Here is a 25702-nt window from a genome sequence, read left to right on the forward strand (position 1 = left end):
AGCAGTGCCGGCCACCGTCCTCTGCGTGATCTCCCCAGGCGTGGCGTGATCCGTCAAAAACCCGGGTTTTGCCGTCAAGAAAGCCTGGCCGTTTCGGATCAACATGGCGGCATGGACTGGCTGCTCGACCTCTACCACCGCCACGGCGACTGGCGCGACCTGACGCTGGTCATGTTGTCACCCGTCTTCGGCGTCTTCATCGCGATGGAGGCCTGGCGCTTCCGCAGGACCGGCGTCTTCGACCTCTGGGACACCTTTGACAGCATGAACAGCGGCGGCAGCTACCTGGTTGCCGACCTGGTGCTGCTCGTCGTGCTGGTGTTGCCGGCCATGGGCTGGGTCCATGACCACCGCCTCTTCACCGTGGACGTGACCGTCTGGCGCTTCATCGGCCTGTTCCTGCTCGTCGAGTTCCTTTATTACTGGTTCCACCGCGGCAGCCACCGCATCCGCTGGTTCTGGTGTGCCCATGTCGTGCATCACGGCTCGGAGAAGATGAACTTCGGCACCGCGCTGCGCCAGAGCTGGTTCTATCCGATTGCGGGCAACTGGCTGTTCTACCTGCCGGCCGTGTGGCTGGGCTTCGAGCCTCGCTGGGTGCTGTTCGCGCTGTCGCTCAACCTGGGCTACCAGTTCTTCGTGCACACCGGCTGGGTCGGCAAGATGTCGGCCTGGTTCGAGTTCATCTTCAACACGCCGTCCCACCACCGCGCCCACCACGGCCGCAACCCGCAATACATCGACAAGAACTTCGGCGGCACGCTGATCGTCTTCGACCGCCTCTTTGGCACTTTCGTGCCCGAAGAGGCGGCGGTCGACTACGGCCTGGAGCACCCCTTTTACACACACAACCTGTTCTGGCTCAATGCGCACGAGTGGCGGGCGATGTTCCACGACATGGCCCAGGAGAAGACCTGGGGCATGCGCCTGGCCCACCTATGGAGGCCGCCGGAGTGGCGGCGGCATTACAACGGGTTCAAGGGCTAGTCGGGCCCAGGTATTTGGCCAGGAAAGCCTCCATGCGCTCGGCGAAATCGACGCGATTCTTGAGCACCGCAAAGCCATGGCCTTCGCCGGGGTAGGTCACCCAGGCCGGCTCGTTGCCGGCCTCGCGCATGGCCTTGCGCAGGCGCTCACCGTGGGCCAGCGGCACGCGCAGGTCGGCTTCGCCGAAGGCCAGCAGCACGGGCGCCTTGATGCGCGCCGCCTGCTTGACGGGTGAATGGGCGGCGATGAGGGCGGCGTCCTTCTCCGGGTCGCCCACCATGTCGCGCAGCTGGAACTGGCGGCCCCACTCGGGGATGTCATCGCGGACCCACCAGGACCCCGCCACATACAGATCCAGGTCGGTCACGGCCACCCAGGCCACGCCGCAGCGGTAGAGCTCGGGGTCCTTGATCAGGCCCATCAGCGTGCTGTAGCCGCCGTAGCTGGCGCCGGCGATGCAGGCCTTGTCGCTGGCGATCTTCTGTTCCTGCGCCCAGCGCAGAGCGTCCGCCACGTCGTCCTGCATGGCCTGGCCGAACTGGCGGAAGCCGGCGCGGAAATGGTCTCGGCCGTAGCCGGTGCTGCCGCGGAACTCCGGCTCGATCACGGCGTAGCCTCGCGAGGCCAGGAATTGCGCATAGGCATGCCAACCCCAGGCATTGCCGCGCACCCAGGGTCCACCGTGTACGAGAACGACGGCCGGCAGCGGACCTGTGGCCTCGGCGTTCTTCGTGACCCAGACAGGCAAATCGCGGCCATCGCGTGCCTTGATGCGGTGCAGGTCCATCTGTGCCATCTCGGACGGCTCGATCGCGTTGCGCATGCGGCCCACGGGGCGCCAGACTGATTCGCCCGCGGGCGGCTGGGCCTGGTAGAGCCACAACTGGCCGGGCTCGCGGTCGCTGTAGGAGCGCACCAGCGCCACGACATCGGCCTGGCCACAGCGTCGGCAACTGATGCTGTTGACGCGGCCCGGCATGCGCTCGTCCGCCGCCTTTTGCAGCGCCTGCATGGCGGCGTTCTGCCAGACCGTCGTCTCGGCGTCGGTCGTGACACGCACGCCCAGGGCAGTGCCCGCGGCGTCATTGAGCACACGACCGTTGAAGTCGAAACCCGGTGTCACGACCAGGGGCTTGGGGTCTGGCGCGTGACGTTCGAAGTCGTACAGGCTCAGCACCGTTTCGCTGCCGCGCTGGGTGTGCGTCACATAGAGCCGGCCGGCATCGTCGACGGCGTTGATGCCGAAGGGCGCGTTCAGCAGATCGCTCTCGTACAAGGGCTGCCAGTCCTGGCGGCCCGGGCCGCGCCACAGGGCGCCTCGCCGGCCGTCGCGGCGCGTCAGCGCGACGCGCAGCTCGCCGCGGCTGTCGGTCACCCAGCCCACGGTGTCGGGTGGGGCGTTCACGCCGGTCAGCCGCGTGCGGCCGGTGCGGGTGTTGAGCCACAACGGCGTTTCCAGGTGGCGCTCGTCGGGCGTGAACTCGGCCAGCAACACCTCTTCGTTGACCTCGTTCGGTTGTGGCCGCGGCACGGCCAGCAGGCGGTGGTTCCAGTCCAGCAGACGATCCTGCCGGCTGCCGTCAGTGAAGAATGGCCGCCCCATGCGCCGCACCAACTGTCGGATCTGGTTGCCGTCGGGGTTGATTGCAAACAAGCCAGGCGCGCCATTGGGGCGGCCGCTGCCATCGGACAGGTCCGTGACGCTGAAGACCAGGCGGTCATCGTTGACCCAGTAGGCCTGCGAGATGTCACCATCATTGAACTGCGCGGTGCGCATCGGCTTGCCGCCAGGGTTGAGGTCGAAGACCCCGAGGCCGACGCGCGGCCCGCCGAAGGTGCTCCTCACGGCGAGCTTGCGGCCCGACGGCGACAGCACGGCCTCGACGATGGTGGGGTCCTTGAAGAAGGCCTCGACTGGCGGCGGCGCGGCCAGGACCGGGTTCGCCGAGGCGAGCGCGGCCAGCAGGATCAGTGGAGCGAGCAGGCGCTGCTTCATGGCTGGTCCAAATGCTTGGCGAGAAAGGTCTCCACCCTGCGGGCGAAGTCCAATCGGTTCTCGGGCTTGCCGAAGCCATGGCCTTCTTCGGGGTAGCTGACCCATTCCGGCGGATTGCCGGCCGCCTTCAGGGCGTCGCGCATGCGCTTGCCATGCACGATGGGCACGCGCAGGTCTGCCTCGCCGTAGGCCAGCAGCACCGGCGCCTTGATGCGCGAGGCCAGCTTCACCGGTGAGTTGGCGGCCAGCATGGCGGCATCCTGCTTGGGGTCGCCGACCATTTCGGGAAGGGTCAGCTTGCGGGCGATGCTGCTGTCATCGCTCACCCACCACGACCCCTGAACCATCAGCTCCAGGTCCGTCACGGCCACCCATGCCACGCCGCAGCGGTAGAGGTCGGGTTCCCTGGCCAGGCCCATCAGCGTGCTGTAGCCGCCGTAGCTGGCGCCGATGATGCAGGCCTTCTCGTTGGCCAACCCTTCCTTCTGCGCCCAGCGCAGCGCGTCGGTCACGTCGTCCTGCATGGCCTGGCCCCATTGCTTGAAGCCGGCGCGCAGGTGCTCCTCGCCGTAGCCGGCGCTGCCGCGGAACTCCGGCTCGATGACGACGTAGCCGCGCGAGGCCAGGAACTGCCCCCATTTGTCCCATTCCCAGACATGGCCCCGCACCCAAGGCCCGCCGTGCACCAGCACAACGGCCGGGCGCGGCCCCTTGGCATCGTCGGCGCGCGTGATCCACACCGGCAGTTCGCGTCCGTCACGGGCCTTGATGGTCTTGAAATCCATCGTCGCCATCTGCTCGGGGGTGACCGCCTCGCGCACCCGGCCGATGGAGCGCCAGTGCGGTTCTCCGTCGGGCGGTTTACCCAGGTAGAGCCAGACCTTGCCGGGGTCGTGATCGCCGTAGGACTTGATGATGGCCACCATGTCCTGCTGGCCGCAGCGAAGGCAGCTGATGCGGTTGATGAAGCCCGGCAGGCGCTTGTCGGCCTGCTGCTGGAACTTGGCCATGCGTTCATCCAGCCAGACCGTCGCCTCGCTGTCCACCAGCGCCCGCACGCCCAGCACGGTGCCGCCTTCGGTGATCAGGTGGCCGGCGAAATCGAAGCCAGGCGTTGCCACGATGGCGGCCTGAACGGGCGCTTTCGTTTGGACGTCATAGCGCGCCAACACGCCTTGCGGTCTTCCTTTGGGCACGTGCGTGACGTAGAGCGTGCCTTTGCTGTCGACGTCCTGGAGCCTGAAGGGCTGCTTCAGCACCGTCGTGTCGTAGAGCTGCTCCCATTGCGTGCTGCCCGGCTTGAGCCAGTAGGCCTGCAGACGGTCGTTCGTGAAGCTCACTGCGGCGCGGGGCGCGCCGCTGGCGTCGACCAGCCACTGCTGGATGTTGTCGGCCGGTGCCTGAACGGCGACATCGCGCGTCATGCCCGTGCGAGTGTTCAGCCACAACAGCGCCTGGGTGCGGCGCGAGTAGGAGGTCACCAGCACTTCTTCATTGGGTTCACCGGGCCGTGGCTCGGGCACCAGGCGCAGGCTGTGGCTCCAGTCCAGCAAGCTGTAGTCAGGCTCCCCCTTGTTGATCCCGAAGCGGTTGTCGCGCTCGATGAGCTTTCGCAGCCCGGTGCCGTCCGCGTTCACGGCGAACAGGCCCGGCGGCCGCCAGTTTTCGCCACTGAGGTCCGTGAGGCTGAAGACGAGCCGCTCATCGTTGACCCAATGGACGTGGGTGACGTCCTCCTTGCCGAATTGCACGGCTCGCGTCAGCTTGCCACCGGCGGCCAGTTCCAGGACGACGAGGCCGACGCGCTTGGCGCCTTTGGCGGTCGTGATGGCCAGCCGCTTGCCCGAGGGCGACAGCGCGATTTCGCCGATGTCGGCATCGCCGAAGAACACCTCGGCGGGCGGTGAAGCCGCCTGCGCGGCGCTGACGGACAGCAAAAGGCCGGCAACGACGCCGGCCCAGCACTTCAAAATCTCCATATCGCTCCCTGCACTGCTTCGTTGACAGCGGCGCGCAGCATAGGGGAGGGCGTGGCGTAGGCAGCCTGCGTGTGATGGCAATCCTCACCATGGCGCGGGAGTGCCGGCACTGCATGACAATGCCCGGCCATGACTGCTGCCCCCCCGGACGACGCCCCCGTCGTCATCATTGGCGCCGGCCTGGCCGGCCTCACCGTGGCCCTGCATCTCGCCGACAGCGTGCCCGTCGTCATCCTCGCCAAGCGCGAGCTGACCGAGGCGGCCACCGCGTGGGCCCAGGGCGGCATCGTCGGCGTGCTGGGCAGCGACGATTCCATCGAAAGCCATGTGCGCGACACCCAGGACGCTGGCGCAGGCCTCGTCGACGAAGCCGCCGCCCGCTTCATCGCCGAGCGCAGCGCTGCAGCCGTAGGCTGGCTGGTGGACCAGGGCGTGCCCTTCACGACCGACGACACCGGCCCGATGGGCCTGCACCTGACGCGTGAGGGCGGGCACGCTGTGCGTCGCATTGCCCACGCAGCCGACGCCACCGGCAAGGCCATCCACGACCAGCTGCTGGAGCTGGCCCGCAAGCACCCCAACATCACGCTGCGCGAGCGCTGGATGGCGCTGGACCTGATCACGTCACGCCACGTGCAGCGCGACGAACCGCCCCGCGTCTATGGCACCTACGCGCTGGACATCGACACCCAGCGTGTGGAGACGCTGGCGGCACGCGCCGTCGTGCTGGCCACTGGCGGCGCCGGCAAGGTTTACCGCTACACCACCAACCCCGACACCTCGACCGGCGATGGCATCGCCATGGCCTGGCGCGCGGGCTGCCGGGTCGCGAACATGGAGTTCATCCAGTTCCACCCGACCTGCCTGTACCACCCGCAGGAGCGCAGCTTCCTCATCACCGAGGCCTTGCGCGGCGAGGGTGGGCATCTGAAGTTGCCGGATGGCACCCGCTTCATGGCGGCGCATGACGAGCGCATGGAGCTGGCACCGCGCGACATCGTCGCCCGCGCCATCGACTTCGAGATGAAAAAGCACGGCCTGGACCATGTGTGGCTGGACGCCACGCATCTCGGCGAAGCCTTCCTCATCGAGCATTTCCCGACCATCCATGCCCGCTGCCTCAAGCTCGGCATCGACATCGCCCGGCAGCCCATCCCCGTCGTGCCGGCCGTGCACTTCACCTGCGGCGGTGCTGTGACCGACCTGCTCGGCCGCTGCGACCTGCCGGGCCTGTATGCCGTGGGCGAAACCGGCTACACCGGCCTGCACGGCGCCAACCGCCTGGCCAGCAACTCGCTGCTGGAATGCGTGGTGCTGGGCCAGACCTGTGCGGCCGACATCCTGTCGCACCCGCTCCCCGACGGGGCTCCCATCCCGGCCTGGGACGAGAGCCAGGTCGAGAACGCCGACGAGCAGGTCGTCATCGCCCACAACTGGGACGAACTGCGCCTGTTGATGTGGAACTACGTCGGCATCGTGCGTACCACCAAGCGCCTGGAGCGCGCGCTGCATCGCATCAAGCTGCTGCGCGGCGAGATTGATGACTACTACGGGAGCTTCCGAGTCACGCGCGACCTGCTGGAACTGCGCAACCTCGTCGAATGCGCCGAGCTGATCGTGCGCTCGGCCCTGATGCGCCACGAGAGCCGCGGCCTGCACTTCAGCCGCGACTACCCGCGCACGCTGCCGGTGAGCTTCCCGACGGTGTTGATCAGCAAACGGCGCCGACGCTAGCACCGAGCGCGGATATGCCGGGCCTCAGCTCTTCACCATACAAGCTCGCCGTCGTGCCAGGCTGCTCGTTCCGACTCAAGTTCTGATCAGGCCTGCCGATACATGCGAGATGGACATCGCCAACTCCGCCAGCGTCAACATCGCGTCGAGCAATACCCAAGGGGCAGCCGATGCGGTCGGCCTCCTGGTGCTGCGCAAGGCGATCGACATTCAGGCGGCGGGCGCCATGGCCCTGCTCAGCGCGCTGCCGCAGCAGCCTGCACTGGCGACCGAAGGCACGCTGGGGCGCAACGTGAACGTTTACGCCTGAGTAAGACCGGGGCGCGGTTCAGGCGCCCAGAATCCCCCGACCACCGCGCATCGCCCCTCTGCCCCAACGCGAGACCCGGCGCCGGCATAGGGCATCGTGACAGGCGTGGGCGAATTGAAGGCGGCAGCCAATCGGGCGCCGAAGAGCGGGCCGGTGGCGATGGCCATCACCAGGTTCCCGTCGCCATCGCGGGCGCTGATCCTGCCGGCGGCGCTGTCGAAGGCCCAATGGCTGACGCCGGCCTCGGCGCCAAGATGGCGGTTCGCATCAAGCAATCCCATGATCGTCTCCTGCTCTGGCGGCGAACTCGGCGACGGTGTCTTGCCACTCGTTCCAGCCGCCTTCCTTCACCTCGATGGCGCACAGAAATTCCATCTCGAAGCGCTTGGCCTGAGCCTCACGCCTGAGCCTGGCTCGCTCTTCGACCCGCTTGGCCCGGGCCGCGAAACGCCGCGGCATCTTCTCGAGCAGCGCGGCGAAGCCGACAGGTTTGTTGATCGTCAAAGCACCGTCCTCCGCGGGTCCAGTTCGGTGCCTTCCCAGGCCTCTTCATCGGTCGCTGGCTGCGCGGCGAGGTGCGGCGCGTATTCGGCTTCCCACGCGCGCAACTGGCTGATGGTGATGCGCAGCAGCGAGGCGCTGGCCCAGAGCGCGTCATCCGGGGCAAGTGGGGTGGATTGAGATTGCATGGCGGCTCCTGTTTTCGATGGAGCCAGTCTCGGAGCCCGCCGGCCGCGGGGGTATCGCCCTTTGGGGGTGCCGAGGGGGGATGGGCGGGCGGGCATCCCCCGTCGTATCCCTCCAAAGGGGGATGGCGGTCGACTCGAAAGCCACGACCTCAGATGCGAGAAAGGCGCCTAGGCTGTTGATTTCGCTAGGGATTCGTGGGCCTACGGCACCGGAGCCTGCGTCTGCGCCCGGGAAGGTGTCTCAGCCAGGGTTCAGTGCCGTCGCGGGCGGGCAGAAAGTCCTGGGCAGCACCGAGCGCCCGCTGAGTCTGACGCAGTTCGGCTGCAGGCCCTGCCAGGCCCGGCTGCCGAAGTTGGCTGTCACGGCCCTGCCGTCTGCGTAGCTGACCTGCTGCACGCTGTGGTCGTCCGTGAGCCACGCGAAGGCCGTGAGCGCCACGGGTGCCGACACGCCGTGCACGGCCTGGAAGTCGTCATGCGCCGCCTTCAGCCAGGCGGCGGCACTGGCGAGGTCGCGCCGGTCAAGGTTCCACAGAGTCGGCACGCCATACAGCAACGAACGCGCGTAGCGGCGCGCTTCCTGGCCCACCACCTTGGTCAGGCTGAGCTCCCAACGATCCACGGTCACCAACGCGTCGTGGTAGACCGCATCGAACAGGGGCAGGCGATCAGCGGGTTCGAACAGAGCGCGTGCTTCGTCAGCCGTGGGCGTGAAACGGCCGAAATAGATCGGAGGGCGCTCCGGTGGCCAATAGCCGCTGAAGCGCTTGTCGCTGAGCAGGGGCCAGAACGCCGCCACGTGGGCCTGCCCGGTGCCGTGCGAGTAATGCGTGACGTCGGCGCTCCAGGCGGTCACGTTCTCCGAGCCCAGCACCAGGCCGAACTTGCGCATGCCCAGTTTCAGGCGGGCCAGGACGTTGCGGCGATCCTGCGCCTTGGTCATGCGGTGCTCGGGGCTGAAGTCGTCGTAGAAGTTGCCGAAGCCGTCCACGTCGATGAAGACCTGGCTTGCGCCGTCACGGATGTGCCCCTCGTAGCGCTGCGCCGGGACAAAGCCTGCCGGGTGCCGTGCGATGGCTTCGCTGGACATCTGGCAGCCTCTGCTGGCGAAGCCCGGCACGACGGCGCCCTGCTTGTCGCGCAGGCAGCCCGACGGATAGAGCTCAGGCCCCCAGATCGCGGCGGGCATGTCGGCCGTGTCGTCGGGTTGGCCATTGTCGAAGGCGTCGTAGGGCCCCGCCAGGTAGCCCAGGCCATGGGCCTTCTTCAGGTAGGCCGGCCGGACCAGGTGCTTGTGCGTCTTCGGGTCCTGGTCGTAGCTGATCACGAGCCTGGCAATACCCAGCGCCTTCAAGTCGTCCAGGAAAGCGAGATCGCGGCCATCGCCCCATACGTACAGATGCGGGGCGCCAAACAGGCGGTCCAGTTCAGGCACCTGCTTGTCGGCAAAGGATCGCAACCGACCCTGCTGTCGCAGGTGGCTTCTGTAGAACAGCGCCGGTGCGAGCGGGTTGGGTGTGCCGAGCTCGATCATCAGATCCAGCGTGCTGGCACCGTCGGCGAAGTCATGTCTCAGGCTGGCCTGCAGCCCGTTCGAGTTCTGCAGGCAAAGCTCGGACTGAAAGCCGTCGTCCAGCGCGTAGGTGATGGCCCGCGTGCCTGTGAGGTGGGTCCACGCCGGGAAGGACAACAGGGTGGTGCCGCCGAAGCACTGCGGGCGGTTGAAGACAGAGCGCCAGTAGGCATCGTTGACGCCGAAGGCCATGCCCTGCCCATCCGGCACGATCCAGGTTCCTGACGAGACTTCTGGCATGGACGCCTGCCAGCGCGTGCCGTGCTGCCCGGTGACCGACACCTTGAGCGCCCGGCCTTGTGTACTGAGGCGCACCTGCTGGCCTTCGCCGGTTGTCCAGGCCCAGGCCCCCGGGCTTGTGGTGACCGGGCTGTCATGCGCTTGCACCTGGGGCTTGAGCAGGGGGATCGGTGCGGCATCGCCGTCGCGGGCTTCGATACGCAAGGTGGCGCTGTCGACGAGGTAGGTGACCGAGCCGGCGTGGACCTCGATCACGGCCGCCTGCGCGATGGTCGACAGGATGGCCAGCAGCAGACCGCCGAGGCCCAAGGCGCGGGACGTCATGGATTCAGATGGCTTTGTGCAGTGCGGGCGATTGTCGTAGCCACCGCCGCGTACGGAGCGGTTCGGACTTCCGCTTGTCGATTTCTGCCGTCTCGGATCGTCGTGAGGTTGTGGCGGCAGAAACCGCAGCGACTCCCGGGCCGATGCCCCTGGCCATCAACGAAGGAATCCTTATGCGCAACGGTCTTGTTCCCGTGTCGTCGTGCCGGTGGGTCCATCTTCATGTCGCGATCGTCGTGTGTGCCGTGATCGCAGCGACGATCCAGTCAATCTGCGCCGTGGCCCCCATGGAAATGCAGGGTGCAACGGCTTCGACCCCTTCTAGAGACGCGCCGCAGCGCAGCGACACCTGAGTGTCGGCCGAACTGGGCACGGTGCGCAGGCAAGCCGTTGAATCATTCGGTCAGAGGACAGTTCCATGAGAAGGATCGTGTCGGTCGCTGACGGCATCGCCGGGCGCGGTGGGCGAGCGATAGCCCTGCAGGCCGAGCTCGGCGATATAGCGTCCATCCAGCGCCTGTTCGACGCAGCACAGCAGGCGTTCGGGGCGCCTGACATCGTGGTCGTCAACGCGGGCGTGGTGGTCATCAAGCCGGCGCGCCCATTCAACCCCCTTCGGCATCGAGATCAAGGAGGTCATTGACCGCCGCGTCCTGCGCATCGGCACTGCTCTTCAAGTCCAAGGCTGATTGACGCTTGTCGAGTAGCGAGACTGCGCCCGAAACGATCAGCGCCAGCATCGCAACTCCGAAGGAGAAACATCCACCGATGAAAAGCAGCACGGCGTGCGATTCAAGGTGGCGGAAATTCGCGCCGGCGTAGTACGCCGCATAGCCTGCGGCCAGTGCCATGCTGGCTAGACCGCTTCCGGTCATGACAATGGCCACGAGAAGCAGGAACCAGCAGACAAGCATTCCGGCGAGGGGAACCCGCCGCGCGCTGTGGATATCGACAACCTTCTCAGAGAACGTGATTGATGCGACGAGGATGGCGACCAGAATTGTCAAAAAACTCTTTGCCAAGTCCTTCGACTCCGCGTAGTCCTTTTCCAGAAACAACTTCGCGTTGCGCTCGATGCACTCAGCGAACTTGGCATCCGTCGACTGCAAGACCTGGTTCGAGCCATCCACGCAGATGGTCAAGGAGCCGGGCGCTTGGAACCACGGGAGGGTCAATTGCCTGGCAGCGAAGATCGCTAAGGCAGCAATACCAACGACTAAGAACCAGCGAATTGATTTGGTCATGACTCCGTGTACAGGCGCAGGGCATTGGATCGCCCTCAAGCAGTCGCACGTTCGCACGCAGGTCCAACCGAGCGAATCATCAGATGTGAGGAGGAAGATCGTTCGCATATCGGACTGTCACGCTTTTCCGTTCGACAGCTTCGCCCAAGGCGCGACGCCGAGCCGGCCGGTGCATCGAAGCCGACGGCGAATTGCATCAGATGGCCGCCGGCATACTTAAAGAAGCGACGGGACGGCGAGGATAAAAGCGACTCAATGGGTCGAGGTCAGCGCGCTTGCCGTGGCCCGCCGCTGCCAAAAGCGGACATGCTCCGTCTCTCGCGGTCCGGTCCGCGATGCCATTAGTCCCGTGCCACTCGGTCAACCGCCACCTGACACGAAAAAAGCGCCTAAGCCCTTGAGGAACTTAGGCGCCTGATCGGCAGTGAGTTCTCGTGAACTCTTGATTTGGCCTGCCCGGAGGGACTCGAACCCCCGACCTGCTGCTTAGAAGGCAGCTGCTCTATCCAGTTGAGCTACGGGCAGACAGAACAGGTGATTATCAGATCAGCACGCCGATGATCGCGTCGCCGATGCCCATCAGGGCGGCGCCGGAGATCAGCCCGGCGCAGATGGGCTCCATGCCTTCGACCCAGATGCGGTGGCCGCGGGAGTCGGCGGGGGCGTTCTTGTACTTCTTGGCCATGTACCAGAACATCAGCGCGCCGACGAACATCATGAAGGTGGCTTGCGGCGGCAGCGTGACGCCCAGGCCGATGGCTACGGCCGACAGGCCCGATTTGCCCTTGGTGACGATGCGAGCCACTTCGATGGCGACGGCCGCCAGGGCGGCAACGGCCATGGAGATCAGCGCCGAGGTGGGCAGGCTCTTCAATCCCTTGGCGATGATGTCGGCCACGCCCTTCCACTGCAGCGCGGCAGGGAAGCCGAACTGGTCGGACACCATGTTCGCCGCGCTGGCAGCGCCGTTGGCATCAGGCTTGATGAACAGCAGGAAGAACAGCGGCACGCAGACCAGCACGCCGGCCAGGTTGCCGATGATGTGGCCGATGGCCTGGTGGCGCGGCTTGCCGCCGAGCATGTAGCCGGGCTTGATGTCGGACAGCAGGTTGGCCGCGTTGGAGGCGATCTCGGCCGTCATGCCCGCAGGCAGCAGGTTGGAACCGGGGTTGGTGCGGTCCAGCGCGCCCATCGTGAACTGCGTGATCTTGGACAGGGACCCGGTCGGCGTCCACGACGTCAGCGCCATGGAGTTGGTGCAGATCACGGTCAGCACGAAGATCAGCGGCAGCGACACGATGGCCAGCCACAGCGGCACGCCGAAGAAGGCGTGCGTGGCGTAGCAGCCCATCAGGCTGACGACGGGCACGCCAATCCAGCTGATCCACAGCGGCACCTCGATGTCCTTGAGCAGGTCACTCTTGGGTTCCGCCTTGGCCGCGATCTGCGCCGGCGTCTTGCGCTTGAACGCACTCGTGAAGATCTCGGGCTTGGCCAGCAGCGACACCAGCGCGCCCACGACCATCATCGTCACGCCCCACCACAGCGACCACTGGTTGACGATCTCCACGCGGTTCAGCGGGATCAGCACGCCATTGGCGCCCAGGCGCGGCGCGATGTCACCGGCCTGGATCATCAGCGGTGCCAGGAACACGAAGTTGACGATGACGCCAACGAAGCAGCTCGTCGCGACGGCGAGGCCCATCAGGCCCCCGGTGCCGATCAACGCGGCGTCCACCACCAGGCGCAAGCCCAGGGTGCGGAAGTCCGTTCCCAGGATGCTGGGAATGAAGCCGTGCGCCTTGACGGCCCAGGCGTAGTAGTAGTCGTCGATGCGCTCGTGCAGATGCCAGGGCTCCGTCATGCCGGCCCACTTGTCCATGGCCAGCAGCTTGAACTGGATCAACTTCATCCAGCCTTCGCCGCAGATGCCCTGTAGCAGCGCCGCGCCGCCCGCCACCCAGCCCAGCAGCTTGGCCTTGAACATGCCCTCGCTGCCCTTGCCGTGGTACAGCGAGTCGAGCACCACGCCGCAGGCACGGCCTTCCGGGAAGGGCGCCTGGTCTTCATTGATGAAGCGGCGCTTCAGCGGGAAGGCCAGCAGCACGCCCACCAGCGACACCAGGAACATCCAGATGGCGATCTGCCACCACAGCGGCACATGGCCCGTCACCAGCATGTAGGCCGGCAGGCTGGAGATCAGCGCCGTGGTCACATAGCCCGACGCTGTGGCGATGGACTGGGTGCAGTTGTTCTCGAGGATGGTGTAGTCCTGAGCCAGGCCGGCCGCGTGCAGCGCGCGGAACAGTGCAAAGGCCAGGATGACCGAAGTGAGGCCAACGCCGAGGGAAATGCCCGTCTTGGCACCGATGTACAGGCCGGTGGAGGAGAGCACACCGCCGAGCAGGAAACCGGTGATACCGGAGCGCAGCGAAAGCTGGGCCATGTCGCCGCGGAAGACGTTCTTGAACCACCACTCGTCCTTTTGGGCGCGTGTCATGGTGGCGATCTGCTCGTCGGTCAGGTGTTGGAGTGCCATGAGATCAGGGCGGCGCTTGTGACGCGGCCTGGTTAAAGCAAAGCTGGCGATTGTCCCGGCCGACCGCTCGGTCGGACTTTGGGATATGCCCTGGGTCGAAGCCCCTGGATGCGGGGGCTCAAAAAAATACCGCCACGGCAAGGCCAGCGGCGGCGCATCGGTCAGAAGCGGGCGCATTTTGCCAGCTTTCCCGAACCGGGCCGCGCCACAATGCGGCGGCTCCAGGCATTGGCATGACAGCTCCCATTTCTCCCCTGATCCACGCACTGCGCCTGCTCAAGGCCGAACTGGCGCAGGCGCGCCATTCGCCGTCGCAACGCCAGGCAACGGCCGGGGCCTCGGCTGGCTTGGTCAATCGGGCCGCGCCACCCGCGGCCGTGACGGCATTGCAGGGGCTGACCGCCAAGCTCAAGGCCGCCCGAGCTCAAGGCGGTGCCATCCCCCGTGCCAAGGCCTTGCGCCTGTTCGTCGAGGCTGCGTTGCTCGATGAACTCGGCGGCGAGTTGCAACTGGATCCGGCGCTGGAAGGCCTGGTGGAGCGCACCTGCCGGGCCATCGAGCAGGATGCCGGCAGCGCGGCCTTGTTGGACGAAGCCTTGCAGGAGCTTCAGGCCCTGGTTGACTGAGCCTCACCGGCTGGGCCGCAGGGCCTATTGCTATTCCTGGATGGCCTCGATGCCGAGTTCGCGCATCCGCTGCACATGCGCCAGCATGGTTTGCATGCTGCTCGGGGGAGTGGCCCTGCCATTGCATGACTTCGCCCGTCACCCGCAGCCCCGCCTTGCAGCGGTAGGACTTGGTTGGATTGCCGGGGAACTTGCGGTCAGTCAGGTTGGGGTCGTCTTCGATGGGGCCGGTGGGCTCCACGATGTAGATGCGGCCGCGGTCCTCGCCCACGGCCAGCTCAGCGCCCCAGATCGCGGCTTCCAGCGTCGCGGACAGATAGACGTAGTTCGCCTTCTTGCGCTGGCCGTAGTTGGACACGTAGCCAGGCTGGATCAGGTCACCGGCCTGCAGGTCGGCCTTGGTGCCGTGGTAATACGGTGGAGGGCTTGGAGCGTCGGTGCTTGTCATCGGGCCGTTAGGGGCGAGGGCGCGACAGTGTCCATGACAGAGGCAATCTCGTGAAGCCCCGTCACGCCTGGGCCGGCACCGCCGCCGTCCTGCGGCTCAGGCCCAGCCCCACCAGGCCCGCCGACGCAATGCCCATCATCAACGCCGCCGCCGAGCCCGCGAACACGCCGCGCGGCATGCCCTGGTCCAGGATGGCCCCGAACACGGGTGCGGCAATCGCAAAGCCGATGTCGAGGCCCGAATACACGGTGCCATAGACCCGGCCGGTCGCTCCCGGCGGCGAGGCGCGCTTGATCAGCATGTCGCGCGACGGGCCGGCCAGGCCGGTACCAAAACCCGCCAGCGCGGCCACGATGGCCGCCAGCCCGCCGGGCAGCCAGCCGGTCGCCGTCAGCAGCAGCAATGCGGCGGCAAAGGCCATGGCAAACGCAATCGTGCGCTCCAGCCGCTCGGCCTTGGCGACCAGGAAGCCGCCGCAGACCATGCCCGCCGCGCCGGCCAGCATGTAGCCGGTGACGACATAGGCCGTCAGTGCCAGCGGCAGGCCGTAGATCTGGTGCAGGGCCGGGCTGGCAAAGCTCTGGATGGCCGACAGCGCCGCCGTGCTCCAGAAGAAGAAGGAAAAGCACAGCCACACCGAGGGCAGCTTCAAGAAAGCCATGGGGTGCTCCGCCTTGACGCCGGCCGCCGGCTTCGCGTGTCCCCACGACCCTTGGCGGTCGTCTATTGCCGAGCGCTGCCAGAACAGCAGGGCCATCACCGAAAGCGCGACGAGGGCTGTGCCGACATAGGCGAAACGCCAGTTGCCCGTCGCCTCGGCAATGCCGATGGAGAACACCGGCGCGAAGGCCCAGCCGAGGTTGCCGCTGATGCCATGCACCGAGAAGGCGTGGCCCAGGCGTGGTTGCGACACACGCTTGTTCAGGATGGTGAAGTCGGCCGGGTGGAAGGGGGCGTTGCCGACGCCGGCGAGTGCTGCCGCCAGCATCAGCCCGCCAAAGCCCTGGGCCAGGCCCGCAGCGATGGAGGCGAGAAAGAAGCTCGCCATCGCCGCGAACAGTACCGGCCGGGCACCGATGCGGTCGACGATGAAGCCCGACAGCGCCTGCCCGGCGCCCGAGATGACGAAAAAGGTCGTCACCAGCAAACCCAGTTCCGAATAGCTCAGGCCAAAAGCCTGGATGAAGGCCGGGAACAGCGGCGGCAGCAGCATGTGGAAGAAGTGCGACGTGCCGTGGGCGACACCGATGGTCGAGATCGTCGTGACGTCACGCCGGCGCTGCAGGCCGGCGTCGAGGGAAGAGGCGAGGGCGGTATCCATGCCCTCAATGTAGGCAGGGCAGCGTCGGCGTTGTTACGATGGTTCGTCAACTTCTGTCGAAATTCAGCCATGGCCAGCCGTCGCAGCTTTCCTGCCTTCTCGCCCGAGCTCTTCGCGCCGACGCCCGAGCGGCCGCTGCGCGCCAAATCGCGGCTGCTGGAGCACCTGGCCGACATCCAGCCGCACCGGCACGACTGGGCCCAGCTCGTGTTCTCGATGACGGGCGCCGTGCGCGTGAACACCGAGGCGTCGACCTACATCGTGCCGCCGTCGCGGGCGGTGTGGATTCCGCCTGGCGTCGTCCACGCGGTCACGGCCATCGAGCAGTGCGACCTGCGCACCCTCTACCTCGGCCCCGAGCTGCTGGCGGGCGAGGCCTGGCAGGTGGGGCGGGTGCTGGAGGTGTCGCCGCTGCTGCGCGAGCTGGTGCTGGCCCTGCCCGCCATGCCCGATCCCGCACCCCCGGAGAGCCGCGACGACGCCGAGCGACGCGGCGCCATGGAGCGGCTGGTGCTCAGTGAACTCCAGCGCGCCCGCCCGTTGGCGCTGGGCGTTGCCCTGCCTCAGGACGCGCGGCTGCGCAAGCTCTGCGAGGCCATGCTGCGCGAGCCCGGTCGCCATGCCGGCCTGGACGAATGGGCCGCCGAGGCGGGCGCCAGCCCGCGCACGCTGAGCCGGCTGTTCCGCGAGCAGCTCGGCACCAGCTTCGCGCAATGGCGCTCGCAACTGCTGCTGGCCCACGCGCTGACCCTGGCGGCGCGCGGCCGGCCGATGAGCCATATCGCCAGCGAGCTCGGCTATGCCAGTGCCAGCGCCTTCACGGCCATGGTGACGCGCACGGTGGGCATGCCACCAAGCCGGTTCTTTGCAGAGGCGTGATCAGGCGTTCCGCCCGCACCCCACCCGTCGCAGCGCCGGCCGGAATGCATCTTTGAGTCGATAGAGTTGCGCCGGCCTGGAGGCACACAACAACAGGACACGCCCATGAAGACGCATCTGCTGCTGATCGACCCTCAGAACGATTTCTGCGACCTGCCGGTGGACTGGCTGCCGCGCTCGCCCGTGACGGGAGAACTCATCCAGCCCGCGCTGCCGGTGGCCGGTGCTCACGCCGACCTGCAGCGCGCCGCTGGCCTGGTGGAGCGCCTGCGCGGCCAGATCGACGCCATCACCGTGACGCTGGATTCGCATCACCGCATCGACATCGCCCACCCTGGCTTTTGGCTGGAAACGGCCAGCGGCCGCCACCCCGGGCCGTTCACGCCCATCACGGCCGCCCAGGTCCGATGCGGCGAGTACCTGCCGCGCGACCCCGCCCACCTCGACCGCGCGCTGGCCTATCTGGATGCGCTGGAGGCCGCCGGCCGCTACACGCTGATGGTCTGGCCGGTGCACTGCCAGATGGGCAACTGGGGCCATGGCGTGCACGCCGGCCTGCAGGCTGCGCTGGACGCCTGGGCGGACAGGGAAGGGCGCTCGGTGGCCGTCGTCACCAAGGGCGAGAACCCCTGGACCGAGCACTACAGCGCGCTTCAGGCCGAGGTGCCCGACCCCTCCGACGAAAGCACCGCGCTGAACCAGGCCCTGCTGGCCGAGCTGGATCGCTTCGACCGCGTGCTGATCGCCGGCGAGGCCGGCAGCCATTGCGTGAGAGCCACCGTCGAACACCTGGCCGACCATCTGCCGTCGCGGCAGTTGGCCAAACTGGTGCTGCTGACCGATTGCATCAGCCCCGTGGCGGGCTTCGAGGCCCAGCAGGCCGGCTTCCTGGCCGCGATGCGGGCACGCAGTTTGCAGTTGTCCACCAGCACGGAGATCCAGGCATGAGCACCCCCGTCATCACCAGCCTGCTGGACACCGACCTCTACAAGTTCACGATGTGGCAGGCGCTGCTGCATCGCCACCCGCAGACGCAGGCCGAGTACCGCTTCGTCTGCCGCAACCAGCCCGGCTACCCGCTGGCCGAGCTGAAGGCCGACGTCGAGCGCGAGCTGCAGGCGCTATGTTCCCTGAGCTTTCGCGCCGATGAGCTGGCCTATGTGAAGGGCCTGCGCTTCATCAAGAGCGACTTTGTCGACTTCCTGCGCATCTTCCGGTTCCAGCGCGATTTCGTCGAAGTGACGACGGACGGCGCGCAGCTCAACATCGTCGCGCGCGGCCCGCAGGTGCATGTGATGGGTTTCGAGATTCCGATACTGGCCATCGTCAACGAGCTCTATTTCCGCCGGCTGGATACGCCCGAGGTTCGTGCCGAAGGCCAACGCCGGCTGAACGCCAAGATCGCCACGCTGCAGGCCTTTGCCGCCGAGCCCCTGCCGCAGCGCCACCCCTTCGATCTGTTCGACTTCGGTCTGCGCCGCCGTTTCTCCGGCGCCTGGCAGCGCGAGGTGGTGACCCGGCTGCGCGACGCCTTGCCCCAGCATTTCAAGGGCAGCTCCAACGTGCTGCTGGCCAAGGAGCTGGGCCTGGTGCCCATCGGCACCATGGCGCACGAATACCTGCAAACCTACCAGGCCCTGGGCACCGTGCGCTTGCGCGACCACCAGAAGGCGGCGCTGGAGGACTGGGTGCAGGAATACCGCGGCGACCTCGGCACGGCGCTGACCGACGTCGTCGGCATGGACGCCTTCCTGGCCGACTTCGATCTCTATTTCGCCAAGCTCTTCGACGGCCTGCGCCATGACAGCGGCGACCCGGTCGCCTGGGGCGAGAAGGCCCTGGCCCACTACGCCAGGCTGCGCATCGACCCGCACACCAAGCGCCTGGTGTTCAGCGACGGCCTGACCGTGACCAAGGCCATCGAGCTGTACCGCCACTTCGCCGACCGCGTGCAGCTCGGCTTTGGCATCGGCACCCACCTCAGCAACGACCTGGGGCCCACGCCGCTGAACATCGTCATGAAACTGACCCACGCCAACGGCCAGCCCGTGGCCAAGCTCAGCGACAGCCCCGGCAAGACGCTCTGCGACGACGAGACCTTCCTCGCCTATCTGCGACAAGTGTTTGGCATCAAGCCATGATCAAGCTCATCCTCGTCCCGGTGCTGGACGGACTGCTCAAGCCGCTCATTGAACGCGTCGCCCGCATGGTCCAGCGCCGCGGATACAAGCGCCGCCAGGCGCCGCCGCTGATCCGGCTGCATGCCCGCGCTTTTGGCCAGGGGCGGCAGGTGCCCATTGCGGCGGTTTTTCCCGGAGTGCTGTCATGACCTCTGCCGCCGTCGTCATCGGCCGCTTCCAACCGGTTCACAACGGCCACGTCAGCTTGTTGCGCGCGGCGCTGGCCGAGGCGCCCCGCGTCATCGTGCTGCTCGGCTCGGCCCACCAGGCGCGTTCACCGCGCCATGCCTTCAGCTGGACCGAGCGCGCCGAGATGCTGCGCCTGGCCCTGACCGACGCCGAGCGTGAATGCGTGGAGATCGTGGCGCTGCGCGACCTCTATGACGAGGCGCGCTGGGTGCAGGCCGTGCGTGCGGCCGTGCAGGAGCGCGTGGGCGACGCCGACGTCACGCTGGTCGGCCACTTCAAGGATGCCACCAGCGACTACCTGCGCCGCTTCTCGCCCTGGCGCCTGCTGAGCCTGCCGCGCCAGCACCGCGTGGACGCCACCGACCTGCGCGCCGCACTGTTCGAGGCCGGGCCCGAGGCCCTGGACGGCGTGCTGGCCAGCTGGGTCGATCAGGTGCCGCCGGGTACGCGCAGCTTCGTGCAGGCCTGGGCGCATCTGCCCTACCTGGCGGCGCTGCGGCGCGAATGGGCCATGCTCAAGGCCTACCGACAGGCCTGGGCGGCGGCGCCGTATGCGCCGGTCTTCGTCACCGTGGACCTGGTGCTGCGCTGCGCCGACCATGTGCTGCTGATCCAGCGCGCCAAGGACCCCGGCCAAGGGTTGTGGGCCCTGCCGGGCGGCTTCGTCGAGCCGCGCGACACGCTCCACCAGTCCGCCGTGCGCGAACTCGAAGAGGAAACCGGCCTGCGCCTGCTGCCCGAGACGCTGGCGGGCGCGCTGCAGGGCGTGGCCGTCTTCGACCACCCCGACCGCAGCCAGCGCGGTCGCACGATCTCGCACGCCCACCACTTCGATCTGGGGGATCGCGAGTTGCCCGAGGTGCTGGGCGCAGATGACGCGGCCCAGGCACGCTGGGTGCCGGTGGCTGAACTGGTGGCGATGGAAGAGCAGTTCTTCGACGACCACTTCCACATGCTGGACCGCTTCCTGAGCTTGCTGCCGGCATGACGATTGCCGGAGGCTGCTCACAGCCAAGGAACAGCCATGAACAACCCTTTGCGCCACGTGGGGCAGACGGCGCGCCCGGAGGATCCGCAGGCGCCTGCCGCTCAGCCCGGCGATGCCGCCGCCCAGTCGCTTCCGCAGCATCCGACGGAGAAATCGGACCCGGCTGATGCGCAGCTGCCGACGCCCGCCGGGAAGAAGGACATCCCCGACCTCAAGCCCGGCGAGCCGCCACCGGAATCCAGCGCGGGGTCGTAAGTCCTCAGGACAGCCGGGCCAGCATCATGGCTTCGGTGGCTTCGTCCCAGGCCAGCGGGTAGAGGCTGCGCGCCGAGGCCAGGGAGTCCGGGTGGCCGCCCCACAGCGAAATCTGCTCGCGGATGTCGGCGAAGGCAATGCTCATCAGCACGGCCGGCGCGTCAACACGCGGATTGTGGCGTTCCGCGGTGTAGGGCACGAGGCCCAGGCAACGCCGGTAGAAGCCCACGTGGCGCGGGTTGACCTCGATGACGAGGCGCGCGCAGCGGGCACGACGGTGGGCGTGCAGATAGCCCAGGTGGAAGATCTGTGCCAGCACGCGCTTGGGGTCATGGGAATGCCTGTCAACGGCCAGGCCGCCGAACTCGCAGAGCTTGTCGCCCGCGGCGCGCCATTCGTCCAACTCTTGCTTGAACAACAGATCGGCGTGAAGGCCGCCGCTGCCGTCGAAGCGCACGGACAGGGTGCCGACGATCTGATCGCCGTCGCGCGCGGTGCAGACGATGTCGCCATCCTGGTTGCGGCTGCTGTAGCGCTCGCGTGAGATGACCAGCCCGCGGTCGCCATAGCGGCGCTCGACAAGGCCCAGGGCCTCGCCATCGAGCGCGCCGAAGTCGCTGTTCAAAGCCAGTGCGGCAGCGCCCGAGAAACTGGGCGACGACGCACTGTGCCGCGTTTGCATGGCAGGGGTCATGGACTGCATCCTTCTTTCCGCGCCGAACGCGCGAGCGGCGCAGTCTAGGAAGGACACCCCCCAAATGGGGGGAGTCTCACAGACCGATACACCGGTCGCATTCAGCCCATGAGATTTCTCACGGCCTACCAGTTGCAAGCCGTGCCCTTTGTTAGCGTATGTTTCCCGCTGGTGCGGCGTCGTCCTACAGCGAGGGCGCCGTGCTGGGGCTAACGTTGCGCCCGTCTGCTTCTCCCTCCCTGAGCAGACCGCTGGCAGCCTCGCAGGCGTGCAAGTGATTGCCCCGGCCACTGGCCGGGGCATTTTTTTGGGTGCTACGTGTTTGGGTCCCTGTTGGCACCGGCCGCCTGACGGCCCTGCGTAGCGCTCGTCCTGGCCGACTGACCGAGAGAAACGCCCTTATGCGGCGCTAACGCCGCCCCGCACACAGTGGAGGCCTCTTCACCACTCGTGCTCCTCATGGACGCCCTGTTCACCCTGTTCGCCCATCCCCTGCTGACGGCCGCCGGCCTGCTTGGCATCGTGGCGCTGGTCTTCTACAAGCGCACGCTGCGCCTGTTCGGCTTCGTCATCGTGCCCGACGACTCCATCGGCACGGTGACCAAAAACTTCGTTCTGTTCGGCCGCCACCGCGAGCTGCCGCCCGGCCGCATCGTCGCCCTCTACGGTGAAGCCGGCCTGCAGGCCGACACGCTCGCCCCGGGCCTGCACCTGGGCCTGTGGCCCTGGCAGTACGAGATCGAGCTGGTCAAGTTCACCGTCATTCCCGATGACGCCGTCGGCATCGTCGAGGCCTGCGATGGCCTGCCCATGCCCGACGGCCGCGTGCTGGCCCGCCATGTCGACTGCGACCACTTCCAGGACGCCCGCACCTTCCTCGCCGCTGGCGAGCGCGGCCTGCAGATGACCGTCGTGCCCCCGGGCGCCTGGCGCATCAACACGCTGCTGTTCACCGTGCACCTGGAGCGCATGACCGTCATCGAGCCCGGCAAGATCGGCATCGTCGAGGCCCGCGACGGCAAGCCGCTGGCCGGCGGCCGCGTCATCGGCCGCACGGTGGCCTGCGACAGCTTCCAGGACGCCCGCGCCTTCATGGCCGGCGGCGGCGAGCGTGGCCCGCAGATGACCGTCATCCCGCAAGGCAAGTACCGCATCAACCCGCGCTTCTTCAAGGTCGTGCAGGTGCCCGTCACCGACGTGCCCGACAACAAGGTCGGCATCGTGACGACCCGCGAGGGCACGTCCCTGACCACCGGCGAGATCGCCGGACCGGAAGTGCCCGGCCACAACCTGTTCCAGGAGCCGCATGCCTTCGTCAACGCCGGTGGCACCAAGGGCCTGCAGGAGCAGGTGCTGCTGGCCGGCCGCTACTTCATCAACCCGATGTTCGCCACCGTCGAGATCATCGACATGACCGAGGTGCCCATTGCCTCGGTGGGCGTCGTCGTGGCCTTCGTCGGCAAGCCCGGCGTGGACGTGACGGGCGAGGGCTTCCGCCATGCCAACATGGTCCGCCGTGGCGAGAAGGGCGTGTGGGTGGATGTGCTCGACCCCGGCAAGTACGCCATCAACACCTACACCCACAAGGTGCGGGTCGTGCCCACGGCCAATGTGGTGCTGAACTGGGCCACCGGCAAGACCGAGGCCCACCGCCTGGACGCCAACCTGTCAACCATCACCGTGCGCTCCGCCGACGGCTTCACCTTCAACCTCGACGTCAGCCAGATCATCCACATCCCGCGCAACGACGCGCCCAAGGTCATCGCCCGCTTCGGCAGCATGGAGGCCCTGGTCACGCAGGTGCTGGAGCCCACCATCGGCAACTACTTCCGCAACGCCGCGCAGAACTCGGACGTCATCGACTTCCTGAAGAAGCGCAGCGAGCGCCAGGCCGAGGCCAAGGCCGCCATTGCCGTGGCGTTGAAGGCCTATGACGTCGGTGCGGTGGAGACGCTGATCGGCGACATCGTGCCGCCGGCCGAACTGATGAAGACGCTGACCGACCGCAAGCTCGCCGAGCAGGAGAAGGTCACCTTCACGACGCAGATGGAAGCCCAGGGCGTGCGCCAGCAGCTCGAGCAGGCCACAGCCCTGGCCCGCACCCAGGCCCAGGTGGTGGATGCCGAGCGCAAGGTCGCCATCGCCGAGTTCAGCGCGCAGGCGGCGGTGAAGACGGCCGATGGCGCGGCGCGCTCGAAGAAAATCACGGCGGAAGCCGATGCCGAGGTCACGCGCGTGACCGGCCAGGCCGAGGCCGGCCGCACGCTGGCCATCGGCGAGGCCGAGGCCGAGGTCATCCGCCAGAAGATCGGCTCCATGGAATCGGGCAACTACGCCATCGTGCAGGTCGCCCAGGCCCTGGCTGGCGCCGGCGTGCAGCTGGTGCCCGAGGTCGTGGTGGGTGGTGGTCAGGGCGCGGGGCAGGGCGGCACCCTGGTGGACGTGCTGCTGGCTGGCCTGGTGAAAGATCGCCTCGACAAGCCGGTGCGGCCGCAGGTCGAGGTGGTGGAGGCCTCCTAAACTCCGCCGCCTCATGATCCCTCGTCCCGTTGTCCAATTCCTGCCCTGGATCGCCGTCGGCTCGCTGATGGGCCTGGCCTGGGCGGGCTGGCGGCTGCGCCTGGCCTGGCAGGGCCTGCAGGCTGCCCAGCGCGCCGCTCAGCTCGAGCGCGCGCTGCGCGAGTTCGGCGACCTGATGCGTGACGCCGACCTTCCCGAGGCCCATGTCCACGAACTGTTGCAGGCGCTGGCCGGCAACACCGGCCTGGCCACGGCGGCACTGCTGCGGCCGTCGCCCGGCGCGCAGGACATCGTCGTCGGCGAGCCGGATGCGAATGCGCTGGCCGGCCTGCAGCTGTGCGCCGATGGCGGCCGGGCGCTGGGCCCCGGCACCGACCATCACGCCGAGGAGCCTGACCTCTATCTGCCGCTGCGCGGCCGCGATACGGCCCTGGGCGCCGTCACGCTGCGCGGGCTGGGCACCGAGGCCTTGGCCGTGGACCAGCTTGCGCACGCCCAGGCCCTGTGCGACCAGATGGGCCTGGCCCTGCAGCGCCGCCGTGTGCAGGATGAGGCCCGGCAATCGGCCGAACTGGCCGAGACCCAGTCCACCCGCAACGCCATGCTGGCCGCGATCTCGCACGACTACCGCACACCGCTGGCGACCATCATGGGTTCGGCTTCTGCCCTGCAGACCCAGGGGGATCGGTTGACGACGGCGCAACGCAGCGAGTTGGCCAGCCGCATCGTCGACGAGACCGCCCGCCTGGTGCGACTGACCGACAACACGCTGCAGCTCGCTCGCCTGGGCGCGCCCGGCGTGGCGCTGCGCTGCGACTGGGAGTCGGCCGAGGAGATCGTCGGCGCGGCCCTGCGCCGCGTGCGCCGCCGCCCGGACGGCGAGCGCGTGAAGGCGCGAATCGAGCCGGAGCTGCCGCTGCTGTGGTGTGATGCGGCCCTGATGTCGCAGCTGCTGGACAACCTCATCGACAACGCATTGAAGTACAGCCCGGCCGAAGCCGTCGTCGAGCTGGTCGTGCGCCGCCTTGGCAGCGAAGTGATGTTTGCCGTGCGCGACCGCGGCCCCGGCATCGACCCGGCCTGGCGCGAGCGCGTCTTCGACGCCTTCCAGCGCGGCGACCTGGCCGCCTTTTCTCAGCGCCCACCGGGCTCGGGCGTGGGCCTGGCCTTGTGCCGCGCGATTGCCGAGGCCCACGACGGCGCCCTGAGCCTGCGCCCGCGCGGCCATGGCGGTTGCAGCTTCGAGCTGCGCCTGCCGTTGCGCGACGCGCCTGAGCTGCCGGAGGCCGCGACGTGAAACTGCTGCTTGTCGAAGACGACCGTGAATTGCGCGTGACCTTGCGCGAGGCCCTGGTCGTCGAAGGCTACGAGGTGCTGACCGCCGCTAGCCTGGCCGATGCCATGGCCCAGCTCGCTCACGCCGGCCATCTCGATGCCGTGCTGCTGGATCTGGGCCTGCCCGACGGCGATGGTGAGGAACTGCTGCAGGCCCTGCGCCGAGAGCGCTCGACGCCGCTGATCGTCATTTCGGCCCGCCAGGTCGAAGGCCAGAAGATTCGCCTGCTCGATGCTGGCGCCGACGACTACCTCGTCAAGCCCTTCGGCATCGGCGAGCTGCTGGCGCGGCTGCGCGTGGCACTGCGCCATCGCGGCACCGTTGCCCAGCCAGCCATCACCATGTACCGCCGCGCCGGCCTGGAAGTCGACCTGGCCGCCCACCGCGTACGTCGCGATGGCGCCGACGTGCGCCTGACGCCCACCGAGTTCAAGCTGCTCGCCCGCCTGGTGCGCCAGGCCGGCCAGGTCGTCACCCACCGCCGCCTGCTGGCCGACGTCTGGGGCGCGGACGCGACCGAGCAGACCCACTATCTGCGCCTGTACATGGGCCAGTTGCGCGCCAAGCTCGAGGTCGAGCCGGCCGAGCCCTGCGTGCTGCTGACCGAGCCGGGCGTGGGCTATCGCATCGCCGAACCGAACTGATCCCGCT

The 25702-nt window shown here is 67.6% G+C and carries 24 protein-coding genes, 1 tRNA gene and 1 pseudogene; 13 read left to right on the forward strand and 13 right to left on the reverse strand.

What is annotated here, in order from left to right:
* The first annotated feature begins 111 nt into the window (after nt 1-111).
* The gene (locus ASC91_RS09530) at nt 112-987 is read left to right on the forward strand and encodes a sterol desaturase family protein (protein ID WP_157281394.1); all 876 of its coding nucleotides are present in this window, start codon (nt 112-114) and stop codon (nt 985-987) included.
* On the opposite strand, the gene ASC91_RS09535 is transcribed toward ASC91_RS09530, so the two are convergent.
* A complete protein-coding gene (locus ASC91_RS09535; RefSeq protein ID WP_056195644.1) occupies nt 977-2983 on the reverse strand; it encodes an alpha/beta fold hydrolase in 2007 nt (668 codons plus the stop codon). The genes ASC91_RS09530 and ASC91_RS09535 overlap by 11 nt on opposite strands.
* The gene (locus ASC91_RS09540; RefSeq protein WP_082532561.1) at nt 2980-4962 is read right to left on the reverse strand and encodes a S9 family peptidase; all 1983 of its coding nucleotides are present in this window, start codon (nt 4960-4962) and stop codon (nt 2980-2982) included. The genes ASC91_RS09535 and ASC91_RS09540 overlap by 4 nt, the downstream gene beginning before the upstream one ends.
* Before the next feature lie 129 nt (nt 4963-5091).
* Between ASC91_RS09540 and nadB the strand changes: the two genes are divergently transcribed.
* Both nadB and ASC91_RS09550 read left to right on the forward strand, forming a co-directional pair.
* Nucleotides 5092-6696 carry an L-aspartate oxidase gene (gene nadB, locus ASC91_RS09545; protein ID WP_056195649.1) on the forward strand — a complete coding sequence of 535 codons (1605 nt, stop codon included), beginning with the start codon at nt 5092-5094 and terminating at the stop codon, nt 6694-6696.
* Nucleotides 6697-6805: 109 nt separating this feature from the next.
* Nucleotides 6806-7006: a putative motility protein gene (locus ASC91_RS09550; protein WP_056195652.1), complete on the forward strand. Its 201-nt coding sequence runs from the start codon at nt 6806-6808 to the stop codon at nt 7004-7006.
* On the opposite strand, the gene ASC91_RS29360 is transcribed toward ASC91_RS09550, so the two are convergent.
* The 8 genes from ASC91_RS29360 to ASC91_RS09585 form a co-directional block, all read right to left on the reverse strand.
* Entirely contained in the window at nt 6997-7287 is a 291-nt protein-coding gene (locus ASC91_RS29360) for a hypothetical protein (protein ID WP_157281397.1), read from the reverse strand. The genes ASC91_RS09550 and ASC91_RS29360 overlap by 10 nt on opposite strands.
* On the reverse strand, nt 7274-7510 hold the full coding sequence (locus ASC91_RS09555; protein WP_056195655.1) for a hypothetical protein: 237 nt from the start codon (nt 7508-7510) through the stop codon (nt 7274-7276). Before ASC91_RS09555 ends, ASC91_RS29360 begins: the two co-directional genes overlap by 14 nt.
* Nucleotides 7507-7695, reverse strand: coding sequence for a hypothetical protein (locus ASC91_RS09560; protein WP_056195658.1), 189 nt, complete (start codon nt 7693-7695; stop codon nt 7507-7509). Before ASC91_RS09560 ends, ASC91_RS09555 begins: the two co-directional genes overlap by 4 nt.
* A gap of 241 nt (nt 7696-7936) precedes the next feature.
* Nucleotides 7937-9832: a glycoside hydrolase gene (locus ASC91_RS09565; protein WP_056195661.1), complete on the reverse strand. Its 1896-nt coding sequence runs from the start codon at nt 9830-9832 to the stop codon at nt 7937-7939.
* Between the two features lie 403 nt (nt 9833-10235).
* Nucleotides 10236-10472, reverse strand: coding sequence for a hypothetical protein (locus tag ASC91_RS09570; RefSeq protein WP_157281400.1), 237 nt, complete (start codon nt 10470-10472; stop codon nt 10236-10238).
* On the reverse strand, nt 10438-11076 hold the full coding sequence (locus tag ASC91_RS09575) for a hypothetical protein (protein ID WP_056195667.1): 639 nt from the start codon (nt 11074-11076) through the stop codon (nt 10438-10440). The genes ASC91_RS09570 and ASC91_RS09575 overlap by 35 nt, the downstream gene beginning before the upstream one ends.
* A gap of 448 nt (nt 11077-11524) precedes the next feature.
* A tRNA-Arg gene (locus tag ASC91_RS09580) sits at nt 11525-11601 on the reverse strand.
* 16 nt (nt 11602-11617) lie between these two features.
* Nucleotides 11618-13615, reverse strand: coding sequence for an OPT family oligopeptide transporter (locus ASC91_RS09585; protein WP_162247760.1), 1998 nt, complete (start codon nt 13613-13615; stop codon nt 11618-11620).
* Between the two features lie 233 nt (nt 13616-13848).
* Here ASC91_RS09585 and ASC91_RS09590 point away from each other — a divergent pair, with 233 nt between their 5' ends.
* Entirely contained in the window at nt 13849-14241 is a 393-nt protein-coding gene (locus tag ASC91_RS09590) for a hypothetical protein (protein ID WP_056195669.1), read from the forward strand.
* A gap of 30 nt (nt 14242-14271) precedes the next feature.
* Here ASC91_RS09590 and arr read toward each other — a convergent pair.
* Nucleotides 14272-14689 (reverse strand): annotated as a pseudogene (gene arr, locus ASC91_RS28790) (NAD(+)--rifampin ADP-ribosyltransferase).
* A gap of 61 nt (nt 14690-14750) precedes the next feature.
* The gene (locus ASC91_RS09600) at nt 14751-16010 is read right to left on the reverse strand and encodes an MFS transporter (protein ID WP_056195675.1); all 1260 of its coding nucleotides are present in this window, start codon (nt 16008-16010) and stop codon (nt 14751-14753) included.
* A 69-nt stretch (nt 16011-16079) separates the two neighbouring features.
* Between ASC91_RS09600 and ASC91_RS09605 the strand changes: the two genes are divergently transcribed.
* The 6 genes from ASC91_RS09605 to ASC91_RS09630 all read left to right on the forward strand — a co-directional run bounded on the left by ASC91_RS09605 (nt 16080) and on the right by ASC91_RS09630 (nt 20501).
* Entirely contained in the window at nt 16080-16889 is an 810-nt protein-coding gene (locus tag ASC91_RS09605) for a helix-turn-helix domain-containing protein (protein ID WP_056195678.1), read from the forward strand.
* Nucleotides 16890-16994: 105 nt separating this feature from the next.
* On the forward strand, nt 16995-17837 hold the full coding sequence (locus ASC91_RS09610) for a cysteine hydrolase family protein (RefSeq protein WP_056195681.1): 843 nt from the start codon (nt 16995-16997) through the stop codon (nt 17835-17837).
* Nucleotides 17834-19030 (forward strand): nicotinate phosphoribosyltransferase, encoded by a 1197-nt coding sequence (pncB, locus tag ASC91_RS09615; protein WP_056195686.1) that lies wholly within the window; start codon nt 17834-17836, stop codon nt 19028-19030. Before ASC91_RS09610 ends, pncB begins: the two co-directional genes overlap by 4 nt.
* Nucleotides 19027-19218 (forward strand): hypothetical protein, encoded by a 192-nt coding sequence (locus tag ASC91_RS09620; RefSeq protein ID WP_056195688.1) that lies wholly within the window; start codon nt 19027-19029, stop codon nt 19216-19218. The genes pncB and ASC91_RS09620 overlap by 4 nt, the downstream gene beginning before the upstream one ends.
* Nucleotides 19215-20246, forward strand: a complete 1032-nt coding sequence (locus ASC91_RS09625; protein WP_056195691.1) for a bifunctional nicotinamide-nucleotide adenylyltransferase/Nudix hydroxylase — start codon at nt 19215-19217, stop codon at nt 20244-20246. Before ASC91_RS09620 ends, ASC91_RS09625 begins: the two co-directional genes overlap by 4 nt.
* Nucleotides 20247-20282: 36 nt before the next feature.
* A complete protein-coding gene (locus tag ASC91_RS09630) occupies nt 20283-20501 on the forward strand; it encodes a hypothetical protein (RefSeq protein ID WP_056195694.1) in 219 nt (72 codons plus the stop codon).
* A 4-nt stretch (nt 20502-20505) separates the two neighbouring features.
* Here the strand turns inward: ASC91_RS09630 and ASC91_RS09635 are convergent, their stop codons facing one another.
* Nucleotides 20506-21195 carry a hypothetical protein gene (locus ASC91_RS09635; protein ID WP_157281403.1) on the reverse strand — a complete coding sequence of 230 codons (690 nt, stop codon included), beginning with the start codon at nt 21193-21195 and terminating at the stop codon, nt 20506-20508.
* A gap of 459 nt (nt 21196-21654) precedes the next feature.
* Between ASC91_RS09635 and ASC91_RS09640 the strand changes: the two genes are divergently transcribed.
* The 3 genes from ASC91_RS09640 to ASC91_RS09650 are packed head-to-tail and all read left to right on the forward strand — an operon-like array spanning nt 21655 to nt 25695.
* Nucleotides 21655-23715: an SPFH domain-containing protein gene (locus ASC91_RS09640; protein WP_056195699.1), complete on the forward strand. Its 2061-nt coding sequence runs from the start codon at nt 21655-21657 to the stop codon at nt 23713-23715.
* A 13-nt stretch (nt 23716-23728) separates the two neighbouring features.
* Nucleotides 23729-25012 (forward strand): sensor histidine kinase KdpD, encoded by a 1284-nt coding sequence (locus tag ASC91_RS09645; protein ID WP_056195703.1) that lies wholly within the window; start codon nt 23729-23731, stop codon nt 25010-25012.
* Complete coding sequence (locus ASC91_RS09650) at nt 25009-25695, forward strand: response regulator (RefSeq protein ID WP_056195706.1); 687 nt, start codon at nt 25009-25011, stop codon at nt 25693-25695. The genes ASC91_RS09645 and ASC91_RS09650 overlap by 4 nt, the downstream gene beginning before the upstream one ends.
* Nucleotides 25696-25702 lie beyond the last annotated feature (7 nt).

The organism is Pelomonas sp. Root1237, from assembly GCF_001425055.1.
Taxonomy (GTDB): Bacteria; Pseudomonadota; Gammaproteobacteria; order Burkholderiales; family Burkholderiaceae_C; genus Pelomonas.